13 protein-coding genes and 1 pseudogene are annotated in these 14,300 nt (G+C 63.6%); 7 read left to right on the top strand and 7 right to left on the bottom strand.

The window, feature by feature from the left end; genetic code table 11:
- Positions 1-116: 116 nt before the first annotated feature.
- Together NKI52_RS08660 and NKI52_RS08665 are read left to right on the top strand one after the other, a co-directional pair.
- Positions 117-800 (top strand): PadR family transcriptional regulator, encoded by a 684-nt coding sequence (locus tag NKI52_RS08660; protein WP_352570976.1) that lies wholly within the window; start codon positions 117-119, stop codon positions 798-800.
- A gap of 113 nt (positions 801-913) precedes the next feature.
- Positions 914-1,204, top strand: a complete 291-nt coding sequence (locus NKI52_RS08665; protein ID WP_023678291.1) for an HlyU family transcriptional regulator — start codon at positions 914-916, stop codon at positions 1,202-1,204.
- Positions 1,205-1,212: 8 nt separating this feature from the next.
- Here NKI52_RS08665 and NKI52_RS08670 read toward each other — a convergent pair whose 3' ends face one another.
- The 3 genes and pseudogenes from NKI52_RS08670 to NKI52_RS08680 form a co-directional block, all read right to left on the bottom strand.
- Complete coding sequence (locus tag NKI52_RS08670; RefSeq protein ID WP_352570977.1) at positions 1,213-3,789, bottom strand: polynucleotide kinase-phosphatase; 2,577 nt, start codon at positions 3,787-3,789, stop codon at positions 1,213-1,215.
- Positions 3,786-5,164 (bottom strand): annotated as a pseudogene (locus NKI52_RS08675) (3' terminal RNA ribose 2'-O-methyltransferase Hen1). The gene NKI52_RS08670 and the pseudogene NKI52_RS08675 overlap by 4 nt, the downstream one beginning before the upstream one ends.
- Positions 5,165-5,295: 131 nt before the next feature.
- Positions 5,296-5,940, bottom strand: coding sequence for an FMN-dependent NADH-azoreductase (locus NKI52_RS08680; RefSeq protein WP_352697660.1), 645 nt, complete (start codon positions 5,938-5,940; stop codon positions 5,296-5,298).
- Positions 5,941-6,050: 110 nt separating this feature from the next.
- Between NKI52_RS08680 and NKI52_RS08685 the strand changes: the two genes are divergently transcribed.
- Positions 6,051-7,007: a LysR family transcriptional regulator gene (locus NKI52_RS08685; RefSeq protein ID WP_352697662.1), complete on the top strand. Its 957-nt coding sequence runs from the start codon at positions 6,051-6,053 to the stop codon at positions 7,005-7,007.
- Here the strand turns inward: NKI52_RS08685 and NKI52_RS08690 are convergent.
- Positions 6,940-7,566: a TetR/AcrR family transcriptional regulator gene (locus NKI52_RS08690; protein ID WP_352697664.1), complete on the bottom strand. Its 627-nt coding sequence runs from the start codon at positions 7,564-7,566 to the stop codon at positions 6,940-6,942. The two genes, NKI52_RS08685 and NKI52_RS08690, sit on opposite strands and share 68 nt — an antisense overlap.
- Before the next feature lie 66 nt (positions 7,567-7,632).
- Here NKI52_RS08690 and NKI52_RS08695 point away from each other — a divergent pair, with 66 nt between their 5' ends.
- Positions 7,633-8,058, top strand: coding sequence for a VOC family protein (locus tag NKI52_RS08695; protein WP_352697666.1), 426 nt, complete (start codon positions 7,633-7,635; stop codon positions 8,056-8,058).
- On the opposite strand, the gene NKI52_RS08700 is transcribed toward NKI52_RS08695, so the two are convergent.
- Positions 8,055-9,005 carry a S1C family serine protease gene (locus NKI52_RS08700; protein ID WP_023678284.1) on the bottom strand — a complete coding sequence of 317 codons (951 nt, stop codon included), beginning with the start codon at positions 9,003-9,005 and terminating at the stop codon, positions 8,055-8,057. The genes NKI52_RS08695 and NKI52_RS08700 overlap by 4 nt on opposite strands.
- A 169-nt stretch (positions 9,006-9,174) precedes the next feature.
- Here NKI52_RS08700 and NKI52_RS08705 point away from each other — a divergent pair, with 169 nt between their 5' ends.
- The 3 genes from NKI52_RS08705 (at position 9,175) to NKI52_RS08715 (ending at position 11,668) form a co-directional block, all read left to right on the top strand.
- A complete protein-coding gene (locus NKI52_RS08705) occupies positions 9,175-10,044 on the top strand; it encodes a S1C family serine protease (RefSeq protein WP_352623573.1) in 870 nt (289 codons plus the stop codon).
- A 7-nt stretch (positions 10,045-10,051) separates the two neighbouring features.
- The gene (locus NKI52_RS08710) at positions 10,052-10,687 is read left to right on the top strand and encodes a helix-turn-helix transcriptional regulator (protein WP_352623574.1); all 636 of its coding nucleotides are present in this window, start codon (positions 10,052-10,054) and stop codon (positions 10,685-10,687) included.
- Between the two features lie 114 nt (positions 10,688-10,801).
- On the top strand, positions 10,802-11,668 hold the full coding sequence (locus NKI52_RS08715) for an SDR family oxidoreductase (protein WP_352683848.1): 867 nt from the start codon (positions 10,802-10,804) through the stop codon (positions 11,666-11,668).
- Positions 11,669-11,722: 54 nt separating this feature from the next.
- On the opposite strand, the gene NKI52_RS08720 is transcribed toward NKI52_RS08715, so the two are convergent.
- Both NKI52_RS08720 and NKI52_RS08725 read right to left on the bottom strand, forming a co-directional pair.
- Positions 11,723-12,238 carry a TIGR00645 family protein gene (locus NKI52_RS08720; RefSeq protein WP_352683754.1) on the bottom strand — a complete coding sequence of 172 codons (516 nt, stop codon included), beginning with the start codon at positions 12,236-12,238 and terminating at the stop codon, positions 11,723-11,725.
- A gap of 239 nt (positions 12,239-12,477) precedes the next feature.
- A partial coding sequence (locus NKI52_RS08725; protein WP_502897746.1) for an OmpA family protein occupies positions 12,478-14,300 on the bottom strand: 1,823 nt, incomplete at its 5' end.

The raw sequence follows: 14,300 nt of genomic DNA on the forward strand, positions 1-14,300 counted from the left end.
TGGCGAAATCAATCCTGCTGGTGCCATTTTCAGATACATCGTAAGATATATCTTGACTCGACCGTGGCGGGCACTTAGTTGAGATATATCGTAAGACATAACTCAAGGAGCAGACAATGCACAAAGGCGATCATTTCGGGCATCATCGTTTTGGCGAACACGCCGAGCGCGTTTTCATGCATATGGCCGGCAAGTTCGGTGGGCGCGGCGGCTTTGGCCCGTTCGGGCATGGCATGAGAGGCGGCGGACGCGGCGGGCCGGGCGACATGTTCCGCGCCGGCCGCATGCTGGCCGACGGCGATCTCAAGCTGATCACGCTGTCGCTGCTGGCCGAGGCGCCGCGGCACGGCTACGACATCATCAAGGCGCTGGAGGAGCGCACCAGCGGCGTCTACAGCCCGAGCCCCGGCGTGGTCTATCCGACGCTGACCTTCCTGGAGGAGGCCGGCTACGCCGTTTCTGCGCCGGAAGGCAACAAGAAGGTGTTTTCGATCACCGAGGCGGGGCAGGCGCATCTCAACGAAAATCGCGAGATGATCGACCACGTGCTCGACCACCTCGAGCGCTTCGGCCGCAAGATGGCGAAGGCGCGCGACTGGTTCGGCTGGAACGATGAAGGCGAGGACGGCGGCCGGCGCGGCCGCGGCCGCTCGGAAAAGCGCGACGAGTTTCGCGCCGTGCGCCACCGGCTGCGCGCCGCGCTCGGCGAAATCGCCGATGCGCCTGAAGCAAAGCAGGCCGAGGCAATCAGCATATTGGAAGCTGCCGCAGAGGCCTTGGAAGCGTTGTCGCGCGACTGATCTCTGAGTGCCAAGCTAGCTGCGGCCCTTGCCCGCTCGGCCAAGGACCGGTACTGAAAATCATCCTACACCGCGCTATGTGGTGCAGGATGATTGCCGTTGGAGGATACCCCATGTCTTTTCTGAAGCGTCTTTTCGGCGGAGGCAACGAAGCCGCCGAGCCAAAGACAGCGGCGCCGGCAAAGCAGATCGAGCACAAGGGATTTTTGATCAGCGCCACGCCCTACAAGGCGGAGGGCCAGTACCAGACCTGCGGCGTGGTTTCGAAGGAGATCGACGGCGTGATGAAGGAGCACAAATTCATCCGCGCCGACCGCTTTGCCGGGCTTGATGATGCCGTCGACATCTCGATTAAAAAGGGCATCCAGCTGGTCGACGAGCAAGGCGAAAAGATCTTCGGATAGATCGGCTACTACAGCCTTGGGTCGATTGGCTCGCTTTCCAACGCCAGCACGGCGAAGACACACTCGTGAACCCGGCGTAGCGGCTGCTTGGCGACAAATCGCGTCAGTGCTTCGTGGCCAAGCGCGAACTCCCGGAGCGCCAGGCTGCGCTTGCCGGCCAGGCCGCGTTCTCGGAGGCGGACGAGATTGTCGGGCGCGTCATATTCGGGACCATAGATGATGCGCAAATATTCCGGGCCGCGGACCTTCAGCGCCGGCTGGATGAGCCCCTTCTTGCCACGGCTGACGAAGTCGCGTGGTTTGACCACCATGCCTTCGCCGCCTGAGCCAGTCAGCGCTTCCCACCAGGCGACGGCCTCGGCACACGCGCCGCCGTCGGCCAGATCAACCATACGCCTTCGAGTCGGCGTGACCACGCCGCCACGGGCAGCCAGACGGTCCGCGAGCGACATGTGCCAGACATGGTCCTGGTCAAACCAAATACGTCCCTCGCTGGCCAGCAGGTGGAAAGGCGCGGCCTTAAGGTCCTCGACGCCCGAAACTGGCCATACGTAGGGCGCCCAGGCGGTGGCGTATTTGGCTGCGCGGACGGCCCGGTCTTCAAGGCGTGCGTTCAGGCCGGCTGCATCGACGCCGCGCGCAATAGCACGGGCCAGCGCTTCGCTGCTGGCCTTGAGACCGGCGGCAGAGGATGTGGCCACAGGCGCATACTGGCTTTCGATCAGACTGCCGGCCTTGGCCGACCAAGGCATTATCTCGGCGTCCAGCAGCAGCCAGTCGCTGTTCAATTCCTTCCACAGGTCCGCCGTGTCGACCTCGGCGCGGAGACGGGCGAGCAGGCCCTCCGTCATGGCACTGTCGTTGAAAAAGGAGCGTCCGGTGCGGGTCCAGATTGCGCCGGTTTCGTCGCCAGGGACCCCGAAGCGGCTGCGTGCCGCCTGCGCGTTGCGGCAGAGCGCGATCACTGCCCGCGAACCCATGTGCTTCTCCTCGCACACGATCTGCGCAACGCCGCGCTCGCGGAAGTAAGCGAAGGCATCCTCCGGACGTTCCAGCCAGCCGTCCTGGCTGCTGGTCTCGGACGGCGACATGGTCGGCGGCAGATAGATCAGCCATTGCGGCGAGAGCGCGAAGCGGCTCATCACCTCCAGTGCTGCCGACGCGTTCTCCTCGGCCACGACAATCCGGCCCCTCAGTCCGGTCTCGATCCAACGGCGACCGGAGACATCCTGATAATCGAGCACGCCGTCGGCGTCGGCCTGTGCCGATTTACCGGGACCGGACCCGCCCAGCGGACGTATCGGCTCCGACCAGGTCTGGATTGCCGGCACCTCGACCAGTTCGCGTTCCGGCCAGCGCAAGGCCGTCAGCTTGCCGCCGAATACGCATCCGGTGTCGATGCACAGGGTGTTGTTGACCCATTCAGCCGATAGCGTGGGCGTATGTCCATAGATAATGGCCGTCTTGCCACGATAGGCCGCGGCCCAGTCGGCGCGGACGGGCAGCCCGAACTCGTCGGTCTCGCCTGTGGTCTCGCCGTACAGAGCGAACTCGCGCACAGCGCCGGAACCGCGTCCGATCATCTCTTCCTTGAGGCCGGCATGGGCGACGGCGAGGCCTCCGCCATCGAGCCAGACATGGCTGCGCAGGCCGTCGAGAAAGGCCGGCAGCGCCTCGCGCAGGCCTCGGTCCTGTGCATTTAGCTGATCGACAGTCTGCTGGAGGCCGTGAGCGACCGTGACCTTGCGGCCTTCTAGCCAGCGGCTGAGTTTGCCTTCATGGTTGCCCTGGACACAGTATGCGGTTCCAGCCGCGACCATGCTCATGGCAATGCGCAGCACGTCGGGCGAGTTGGGGCCGCGATCGACGAGGTCGCCGACAAAGACGATCTTGCGGCCCTCTGGTGGGACCACGGTGACCGTTCGGTCGCCCTGATGCTCAGACCAGACGATGCTGTAGCCCAATCGAGCGAGCAGGATATGAAGCTCATCCGAACAGCCGTGGATGTCGCCAATGATATCGAACGGGCCATGGTCGTCGCGCTTATCGGTCCACAGCGGCTGTCGCGACACCTCGGCCGCGTCGATGCTGGCCTCGCTGGTAAGCTTCCAGACTTGGCGGAAGCCCTCGCGTTGCAGGGCGCCAAGACCCTTGCGGATCTCGGTTGTCATGCGCTGGGCGACCCCGGCGCCGAACTGCCGGTCGGCTCGCACCGCATTGCGTGCGACGCACACCTCGACGCCTGGATCGAGGACCACGGCGACGGGCAAAGCGTGCCACTTGCGCGCCAGCTCAATCCAGGCCTTGCGGTCGGCGGCTCGCACATTGGTGGCGTCGATGACGGCCAGCCTGCGGTGTTTAAGCCGTTTGCCGGCTATTTCGCGAACCAGATCGAAGGCATCCGCAGAGACGTCCTGGTCGGTCTCGTCGTCGGAGATCAGCGCCCGGCACTGGTCCGAGGAGATAATCTCGGTCGTCAGGAAATGCTTGGCGGCGAAAGTCGACTTGCCCGATCCGGTCGAGCCGATCAGCACGACGAGGGCGAAGTCAGGAATGGTGAGGTTGGTCTTATCGGGTTCTCTCATCGGGTGAACACCGCCATCTGTGTGGGGGCGCCGAGGGTCGGGTCCTCGGCTCCGATACCGCTGAAGGTGGCTGCATAGCCATAGATCTCGCCGATTTTGGCCGCCCAGGCTTGGAACTGAGCCCGGCTCCATTCGAAACGGTGATCGGGATGGCGAAATGCGCCAGAGACCAGTCTTGGAAACAGAGCGTTGTAGTCCGCATTCGGAGTGGTCACGATGACGGATTTGGGCGCCGTCTCACCGAAAACGATGCGTTCGACCAGGGGCAGCCTGTCCTCGTCGAGATGCTCGATGACCTCGACCAGAACGGCGATGTCGGCTGCGGCCCAACGGCTGTCCCGGTAGGTCAGCGATCCATGCAGCAGCGTGACCCGGCCCTCGGGCGGCCCGCCTAATTCGTTCAGCTTGAGACGCTTTGCGGCCCATTCCAGTTCGCGCGCCGCCGGATCCAGACCGAACAGCTTGTGGATCCATCGCTCGCGCACCAGCCTGTCGAGCAGCTTGCCTTCACCGCATCCCAGGTCCGCAACCGTGGTTCCTCCCGTCGCCCGAATGGCGTGGACAACTGCGTCCATGCGCAGATCGTTGAGCCGGATAGGCGTCTCAAGCGCTTCCTCGGGCGTGACGCGCAGCTCGGCAGGTTGTGCCTCGCCAGCCGTCTCGGGAGCTAGCCGCTCCAGGGCGATGCGGGCCAAAGCCCGGCGATTGCCAAGGTAGCGGCGCACGATCAGGTCTTTGGCCGGATGGTTTCCCAGCCAGCCCTCTCCCTTGGACAGCAGCTTGTCGATCTCTGCTTCGCCGACCCAGTAATGCTTGGCATCGTCCATCACCGGGATCAGCACATAGAGGTGATTCAACAAGGCGCTGAGCCGGCCCGTGCCGGTCAGCTTCAGATGGCCGTATCGGGGCTCGCCTGCAGCACCCCCGATTCCTTCGATTGGCGTCAGATCGACTGTCCAGCCCAAGGGTTCGAACAAACTTCGAACCAGAACCTCACCGCCGCGCATTGGCAGTGGCGTGACCACGGCTTCCAGCGGCAGTTCGCTGTCGGCCAGTTCCTGGCGCTCCTTCGATATACCGGTCATCGCCGTCCGCAGCATTTTATTCAGCGCCACCGACAGGAAGGATGATGCTGCGTAAGGCCGGTCGTTCACATATTGGTCGAGCAGGCCTTCTGGCCCTTGCCCCGCACCAGGCCCACAGGATCGACATCGAGCAGGAGTGCAGCCTCGCAACGCTCTTCGGTTGCCTCGGGATAGAACAGCCACGCCTTGCCGAAAGACAGGTCGGTCTCGTGCAGGCGATCCGGATGCTTGTGCAGCAAGAAGCCGAGATCGGTGGCCGGACGGTGCGTTGTGGCAACGGAAAGGAACATCCGCGACCGATAGCGCAGACAAGCGGAATAACCAATGGCGGTTGTGTGGCCCACCACAGGCTGTCGCTAACGAAAAACAAGGGCAGGCGCCGGGCGCCTGCCCTTGTACAATTCAGACGATGCTGACGCTTTTACGCCGCGGTGGCGACGCGCTCGGCATTACCGGTCGCGGCCACAATGGCGTCGACCTTGGTCGAGGCCTTGGCCAGCGCTGCTGCCACCGCATCGGCGCCCATGCCGACTCCTTCGATGCGGATGACCTCGACATCGGTCATGCCGAGGAAGCCAAGCACGCTGCGCAGGTAGGGAATGGCGTGATCGAACTGCACGGCCGCACCTTCGGAATAGATGCCGCCCGAAGCCAGTACGATGTAGACCTTCTTGCCGGTGACGAGCCCCTTGGGGCCGTTCTCGCCATAGGCAAAGCTCTTGCCGGAACGGGCAATGTGATCGACCCAGGACTTCAGCGTCGAGGAGATGTTGAAGTTGATGAAGCCGGTGGCGAGAATCACCGTATCGGCCGCGAACAGTTCATCCAGCACGACATCGGAGACGCCAACGACTTCAGCCTGGCGTGAGGTGCGCGCTTCGGCCAGCGTGTAGATGCCGGTCGCATAATCGGCATCGATGTGCGGCAACGGATTGGCGACGAGGTCGCGCACGACAAGCGTGTTCGACGGATCGGCGGCAACAAGCTTTTCAGCGAATTCAGTAGCAATTCGGGTCGAGTGCGAGGCAGCGCCGCGCGGGCTCGATGTGACAAGAAGGATGGACATAATGGGGTCTCCAGTGTTGGATCAAAATCTCCCGGCAAACATGTGTGCGCAGACCCATTTGAAAAACTGGTATATTTTGTATATTATCCATCTAAAATGTGGATTGAACGATGCAACCGAACCCGACGCTTGACCAATTGCAGATCCTGGTTGCGGTGGCCGAGACCGGCAGCTTCTCGGCCGCCGGGCGCAAATTGAATCGGGCGCAATCGGTGATCAGCTACGCCATCGCCAACCTCGAAGCGCAGCTCGGGCTGAAGCTGTTCGAGCGCGAGGGCACGCGTGAACCGCAACTGACCGATGTCGGCAAGGCGACGCTGGAAGATGCGCGGCGCATGGTCGGCGTGCTGCAACGCATCCGCTCGCGTGTCGACGGATACCGGCAGGGATTGGAGGCGGAAGTTACGCTGTCGGTCGACGTGACGCTACCGTCGCCGGTGCTGGTTCGGGTGCTGAAGGCATTCGAGGCGCAGTTCCCTGCCGTGACGCTGCGTCTGCATATCGGCTCGCTTGGCCTTATCCTCGATCATGTTGTCGGCGGACAGGCCGATCTCGGCATCGGGGGGCTTCTGGGTGAGACGGACGTGAATCTGCTTCGCATCGGCTTCTTCTCCCTGGTGCCAGCCGCAGCGCCTGATCACCCGCTGGCGCTGCTGCCGAGACCAGTGGCGCTAGAGGATGTCCGCGAACACATCCAACTGGTCGTCTCGGACCAGTCCGAGCGTACGCGCGGGCGTGACTATGGCGTCTTCGCCTACCGCACCTGGCGGCTGACGGATGTGCGCACCAAGCACGTGCTGATGCGCGAGGGGCTGGGCTGGGGCGGGCTGCCGCGGTGGCTGATCGCCGATGATCTGGCGAACGGCCGGCTCGTCGAACTCGATCTCGAGCCTTACAGCGAAGTCCGCTCGCCGCTCTATGCCATGCACCGCGCCGATCGCAGCCCGAAACCGGCGGCCGCCTGGCTGATCGACCAGTTCAAGCGCCAGCTAGGCTGTTTCAACGAGTTCGAACCGGGTGAGATACCCGAGGAGCAGCCGGAGACAGGCCGTCGATCACCGCCATGAGAACGGCGCGATAGTCCTCGATCGATGCTCCAGTTTCGATGGCGAGCGCTGCGCGGTCGAAGGCGGCTGCGAGCAACGCGGTCAGTGCTTCCACAGGCAGTCTCGTCATGGAGTGCGAGCGCATCGCGGCAACAAGGCCTTCGCGCAGCGAACGGTTGCCATGGCGATTGTCGATCGCATCCATGGCGGCGCGGCCGAGCACGGCCGGGCCATCAAGCAGCAAGAGCCGCGTACGGCCGGGCGCACGCATGGCAGCCAGATAGGCATCCGAGCCGGCAATCAGCGCATCGCGGGCAAATAGCGAAGGCGGCGACGCGCGTTCGATCTCTTCCGAGACGGCTTGCGCCTCCTGTTCGACCACAGCGGCAAACAACGCCTGCTTGTCGGCAAAGTGATGATAGAGCGCGCCGCGGGTAACCCCGGCAGCGGCGGCGATCTCGGGTGTACCGGTCTCGGCATAGGACTTTTCGGTGAACAGTTTGCGAGCCGCGGCGATGAGCTCGGCGCGTGTCGCCGCGGTGCGATCACGGTTGGAGCGACGAGCAGATCCCTGTTGCATACATGCAGCCTGTATGTTATTGCCATTTACATGCAGACTGTATGTTATTTGCCGGGAGAAGGAAAGATGAGGACGACGAGCTATTATCCGGTGCTGATGACGAGCGACGTTGCCGGCACGGCAGCCTTTTATGTTGCGCATTTCGGCTTCAAGCCGCTGTTTGAGGCCGACTGGTACGTGCATCTGCGCTCGGCCGAAGACCGTCGCGTCAACCTCGGCATCGTCCAGGGCGATCATGAGACGATCCCGGAGGAAGGGCGGGGCCGCACATCTGGCCTGCTGATCAATTTCGAGGTCAGGGATCCGGATGCCATCTATGAGCGGATCACCGCCGCTGGCCTGCCGATCCTGCGAACGCTGCGCGACGAACCCTTCGGCCAGCGCCATTTCATCACCAAGGATCCCAACGGCGTGCTGATCGACGTGATCAGGCCGATCCCGGCGAGCCCAGAATTTATGGCGCAATATGCGCAGCGTGCTGCGGCGCGCTAACTCGCCCGCGCCAACGGCATCACGGTGACCTGAGTAATGCCGGAGCGGCGCACCACCGTGCACAGTGTCTCGCGGCCGATTCGCTCGGCGTCGAGCATGCGCACCAGATCGTCGACGCCGGTGACCGGACGGCCGTCGATGGCGGCAATAATGTCGCCTTCCCTGAGGCCGGCTTTGGCCGCCGGGCTGTTCTTTTCGACGGTGCGCAGGCGCACCGCCGTGCTGCTCGACACTTGCGACAAAAGGGCTGCGCGGCGCGGCAGGTTGGTGGTGTCGGCGGAAACGCCGATGAAGGCACGGCGCACACGGCCGAAGCGGATGATTTCCGAGATGACGAAATTGGCGGTGTTGGAGGCAACCGCGAAGGCGATGCCTTGCGCACCGTGGATCATCGCGGTGTTAACGCCGATCACCTCGCCAGCCGAGGACACCAGCGGTCCGCCGGAATTGCCGGGGTTGAGCGCGGCGTCGGTCTGGATGACGTCGTCGATCAGCCGGCCGGTGGAGGCACGCATCGAGCGGCCGAGTGCCGAGACGACGCCAGTGGTGACGGTCCATTCGAAGCCGAGCGGGTTGCCGATGGCAATGGCGATCTGGCCGCGCCTCAGACGCTTGGAATCGCCAAGCGGCGCAACGTCGGCAAAGTTGCCGTCGGCGCGCACCAGCGCAATGTCGGTGTCGGGATCGCGGCCGAGCACGCGGCCTTCCCTGGAGGCGCCGTCCGGCATTGACACGCGCACGCTGCGCGCATCGCCGACGACGTGGAAGTTGGTGACGACCAGCCCGTCCTGCGCGATGACGAAGCCGGAGCCATGGCCACCCGGGCCACCGATGCGCTCGATGCGGCAGACGGCGGGCCCGATGCGGTCGACGGCATCGGCGACCGTCGCCGAATAGGCATCGAGAAGGGCATCGTCATATTGCAATTGCTGGGCGGGCAGGGCCATCCGAGGGCTCCGTTTGGAACAAGATGAACAATGCCTATATGTGCGGAGCGGCCGGACCGGCCGCGACCTGACCAGATGGCCAGTCAAATGCCCAACTAGCCGTCAGGCGAGTATCCGCCATCGCCCTGCCGGGCGATATCTGGGTCACGAAGAACCCAGGAGATAAATCATGAGCGATTTCAATCTGAGCACGTTTTCCGACGCCATTGCCGACATCGCGGCAGCCGCGGCACCAGCGACGGCCAGCTTCGCGACGCACCACCGGACGTCAACTGCTTTCCACTGGCGGGACGGCTATTTCGTCACTGCCGAGGAGGCGGTCGAGGCCGGCGAGGAGATCGAGCTGACGTTTTCTTCGGGCGAAGCCGTCAAGGCGGAACTGGTCGGCCGCGACCCGTCCACCGGCACGGCCGTTTTGAAACCGGCCGGCGCGCCGGGCGCCCCGTCACTGGTAAAGGCGGATGCGGTGCGGCCGGGCAACCTGGCGGTCGTGGCGGGCAATAGCGACGGCACCTCGCTCGCTACCTTCGGTACGGTCGGCGAGGTCGGCCCGGCCTGGCGTTCAATGCGCGGCGGCACGATCGACCGGCGCATCAATCTTGCCGTCAATGCCGGCGGCCGTTTCGAGGGTGGCCCTGTGCTCGACGCCAAGGGTGGACTGATCGGCATGCTGCTGTTCGGGCCACGCCGGCGGGCGCTGGTCATGCCTTACGAAACGATCGAGCGGGCAGTCACGACGCTGCGCGAGAAGGGTCATGTGGCGCGCGGCTATCTTGGCGCCGGCCTGCATCCGGTCCGCAATGGTGATACACAGGGCGCCATGGTGATGAGCCTCGACGATAACGGGCCGGCGAAAGCAGCCGGTCTCAGTCTCGGCGACATCATCGTGTCGTGGAACGCAGAGACGGTGCATGGGCCGCGCGAGCTGATCCGCAAGCTCGGGCCGGACAGCGCCGGTGCCTTGGTGACACTCGGCGTGGTGCGCGGCGGCGAGAATCGTGAGGTTTCCCTGACCATCGGTGAAAAACCACTGAGCTGAGGGATTGATGGTAAGCGGTGAGGTCGCTGGCAGACGGCTGACGGTGCTGATCGCGCTCGGTGACGCCGAGCGCGCACGAAGTCTGTCTGCGGCTCTCGCCGCGACCGATGATCTGCGGCCGGTTCTGGCCGGCGAAGTCGACGGGCGTGAGGCGGCGGATGTCGCCATCGTCGGTGATCATGGGCTACAAGGCGGGCTCGTCGACGCGGCTATGCCTCGCGTGCTGCTATCGTCGCGAGCGGCCCGCGAACGGCCGGCCGATACAGTGTTTGCCGTGCTGCCGGTGCAAGCGGACGAGTTGCTGATCGCCGCCGCCGCGCGGCTCGCGGCTGCGGGCTACCGGATTTCGCGCGACAGCCATGCTCTATCCGATCGGCATCACGATTTGATCTTCCATGACAGCGACCGGTTCGAAGAGGAACCGACTGACGAGCATATCGTCCGGCCGACGCTTTCGCCGCGGGAAGGCGAGGTGCTGGCGCTGCTGGCCGAGGGCGCCCCCAACAAGGTCATCGCGCGGCGGCTGAACATCTCCGTGCATACGGCGAAGTTCCATGTCGCAGCGATTCTGACGAAGCTCGGTGCCGCCAACCGCACCGATGCGATTGCCATCGCCATGCGGCAGGGCCTGGTGCTGGTCTAGCTCAGATTGTCTCAAGGCCGACGCAGCGTAACCCGCATGCGGTGTGTTGGGCCTTGCGCGGCGGTTCTCAGCCGCGCAAGGATCGTGTCTTTCATGTTGCAGGAAGGCGCAAGGATGTCGCTCAAGGGAAAGACGCTTTTCATCTCCGGCGGGTCGCGCGGCATCGGGCTGGCGATTGCGCTGCGCGCCGCGCGCGATGGCGCCAATGTGACGATCGCGGCCAAGACCGCCGAGCCGCATCCGAAGCTGCCCGGGACGATCTACACGGCGGCGCACGAGATCGAGCAGGCCGGCGGCAAGGCGCTGCCGGTGCTGTGCGACATTCGGGATGAAGAACAGGTCGCCGAAGCGGTCGCCAAGACCGTGGAGAGGTTCGGCGGCATCGATATCTGCGTCAACAACGCCAGTGCCATCCAACTCACCGGCACGCTGGAGACTGATATGAAGCGCTACGATCTGATGCACCAGATAAACGCGCGCGGCACTTTTCTCGTCTCCAAAATGTGCATTCCGCACTTGAGGTTGGCGGAAAATCCTCACATCTTGAATCTGGCGCCGCCGCTCGACATGAAGGCCAAGTGGTTCAAGAACCATGTCGCCTACACGATGGCGAAGTTCGGCATGTCGATGTGCACGCTGGGCATGAGCGCCGAGTTCGCCAGGGATGGCATTGCGGTCAATTCGCTATGGCCGATCTCGACCATCGACACCGCGGCGGTGCGTAACCTCCTGGGCGGGGCGACGGTGGCGGCGATGAGCCGTTCGCCCGACATCATGGCCGATGCGGCATACGCCATCCTGGTCAGGCCGTCGCGTGAAGCGACCGGCAATTTCTACATTGACGAAGAAGTGCTGCGCGCTGAGGGCGTCAGCGATTTCTCGGCCTATGCGCCGGGTGCGACAGGCCCGCTCGCCGCCGACTTTTTTGTGCCGGACGAGGTGTTCGGCCGGTCGGATACCAAAATCAAAGGTATCTACTGACGGAAAGTATCTCGCTACAGAAGTATCTCTCAAAAGACCGGCACAGACGCGTGCTCACTCCCCGGCTTTCTTGGCTTTGCCAAGACCCATCAGCCGGTCGATATAGGCAAGCATCAGTGCCGACAGAACGAAGGCCAGATGAATGATGGTCAGCCACATCAGCTGGTCGGTCGTGTAGGAGACCGAGTTCAGGAACACCTGCAAGAGGTGGATCGAGGAGATCGCTACGATTGTCGAGGCGACCTTGACCTTCAGAGAGCCGACATCGATCGTGCCCAGCCAATGCACCTTGCCGTCATTTTCATCGAAGCGGCTGACGAAGTTTTCGTAACCCGAGATGATCACCATCACCACCAGTGAGGCGACCAGCGCGGCATCGATGAGGCCGAGTATTTTCAGGATGGTGTCGGTGTCATCGAGCGTGAAGGCGACGGAGACGAACTCGAACAGCTTCTTGCCGAAGGACACGGCATAGATGGCAAGTGCCGCACCCAGTCCGAGATAGAAGGCGACCAGCAGCCAGCGCGAGGCGAGAATGATCGATTCGATGGCGAGTTCGAGGCGCTTCATGCGGCGATTCGGGCTCCGTTGTCGGAGCGCCGTATTTCGGGCAGGCTGCGGCGGTTTGCAAGGTTTCAAAAAAACGAAACCCCGCCGGGGAGGGGAACCGGCGGGGCTCGTGTGTCCCGCTGGAGTCGGGACAGGGCAGGGAACGCCCTTTCCAGAATCTGGGATGGGTAACCGCGCGTTTCAAGATTGATGACCGCGCGATTCAATGGTTGATCAAATCGCGCGGTTCACATTGCGGTTTATTGGGCGCTGGCCACCGGCGCTACCAGGGGGGTAATCCGGCGGATGGCGACGCGGCGGTTCTCGCGGTTGGGTCCCGACGTGTTGACCTTGAGATACTCCTCGCCATAGCCCTGCGTCGTCAGGTTCTCCGGCGGGATGCCAAAGGCGTTGGTCAAGGCTTCGGCGACCGCCTCGGCGCGGCGGTCGGACAGAGCAAGGTTCGCTTCCGGTGTGCCGACAGCGTCGGTATGGCCCTCGATCAGGAAGCTCTCGGCCGGGTTTTTCTTCAGCAGCTTGTCCATGGCGTTGGCAACACCCTCCAGCTTCTGGACCTCGGTGTCGGAAATCGAGGCCGAACCGAATTCGAAGTTGAGCGTGTCGAGGTCGATGCGGCGGGCGATGTCGCGCACGCGGGCCGAGCGCTTGACCTCGTCGATCGAATAGAGGCGCTGGACCCTCTCGACCGGCGGCCGTTCGAGGAAGGTGTAGTAGTCGTCCGGATCCTCGACCTCTTCGGAATCCAGAATGTATTCCTCTTGCGGGATGGTAAGGCGCATCGGCGGCAGGTCGTCGCCCGGGTCGCGCCAGTCTGCATCATCGTCATAGTTCCGCTCGTCGACATAGCTCAGCACATATTCGCGGCCGTCGGGCGCGATGCGTGAACGCTGGATGACGTCGCCGTAGCGGTTGCGGATGGTGACGATCCGGACACCATTGTCACGCTCGACGATTTCCCGGGTGCGATCGCCCGACAGGTCCTCATAATAGACATTCCTGGCGCCGCGGTGCATGCGCGGTGCATCGCTGCTTTCGACGAACGTCTGGTTGTTGAACTGGAGGATGACGCGGTCGCCGAATTCCCTGACGACGTTGGCACCCTGGGGGCGCGGACGACGACGAACATCCTCGATGTCCGGCGCACGCTCGACGCGCTTGCCTTTTTCCTCGGTCACCGGAACGATCTTTTCAGGCTTGATCTCCCGCTGGGCTGCCCGGTCGTCGGTGGGCGGCGGCCCCTGATCGACCGGAGCCGGCTTCGGGGCTTCCACCTGGTTCTCGCCCTGCTGGGCGGGCTGGTTGCCCTGCTGCTTACCGGCATTTTGGCCGCGCTCCTTGCCACCCTTGCGCTTGCGCAAGACATCCTTCTGGCTGTCCAGAACAGGTGCCTCGTTCGGATTGGCCTGGGCTTCACCCTGGACCGGATTTTCACCCTGGACAGGCGCGGCCTGGCCAGTCGAAGGCTGTTCGCCGGTCGAGGGCTGTTGCTCTCCTGTCACCGGCTGTTCGCCGACAGGCCTCTTGCCACGTTTCTTGATCTTGTCCTGGGGCTGTTCGCCCTGGACGGGAGCGGCCTGCTGCTCGGTCGGAGCCGGTTGGGCCTGTGGGGTCGCTTCCTTATTGGTCGGCGCCGGCTGGCCTTCCGCCTCCGTGGCGGGTCCGGTCAATTCAGCAGGCTTCTTGCGCTTGCCCGGCTTTTGTCCGGGCTCGACAGTCGGAGCCTGTTCTGCCGGGGCAGCCTCGATCTGCTGGTTCTGTTTTTGCTTCTTCTTGCGCGGATTGACGTTGGGCTGGTTGTCGTTTGCCGGCGCTGCCTGCTCGGCCGGTTGTTCCGATGGGGCCGCTTCGATCTGCTGCCGATTGCGCCGCTTCTTGCGGGGTTGCTCGGACTCGGCCGGAGCGATCTGCTCGGCCGGAGCGGATTCTGTTTGCTGCTGCTGATTGCGCCGCTTCTTGCGGGGTTGCTCGGACTCGGCTGGAGCGATCTGCTCGGCCGGAGCGGATTCTGTTTGCTGCTGCTGATTGCGCCGCTTCTTGCGGGGTTGCTCGGACTCGGCTGGAG

It is taken from the genome of Mesorhizobium sp. M0590 (assembly GCF_040320905.1).
GTDB lineage: Bacteria > Pseudomonadota > Alphaproteobacteria > Rhizobiales > Rhizobiaceae > Mesorhizobium.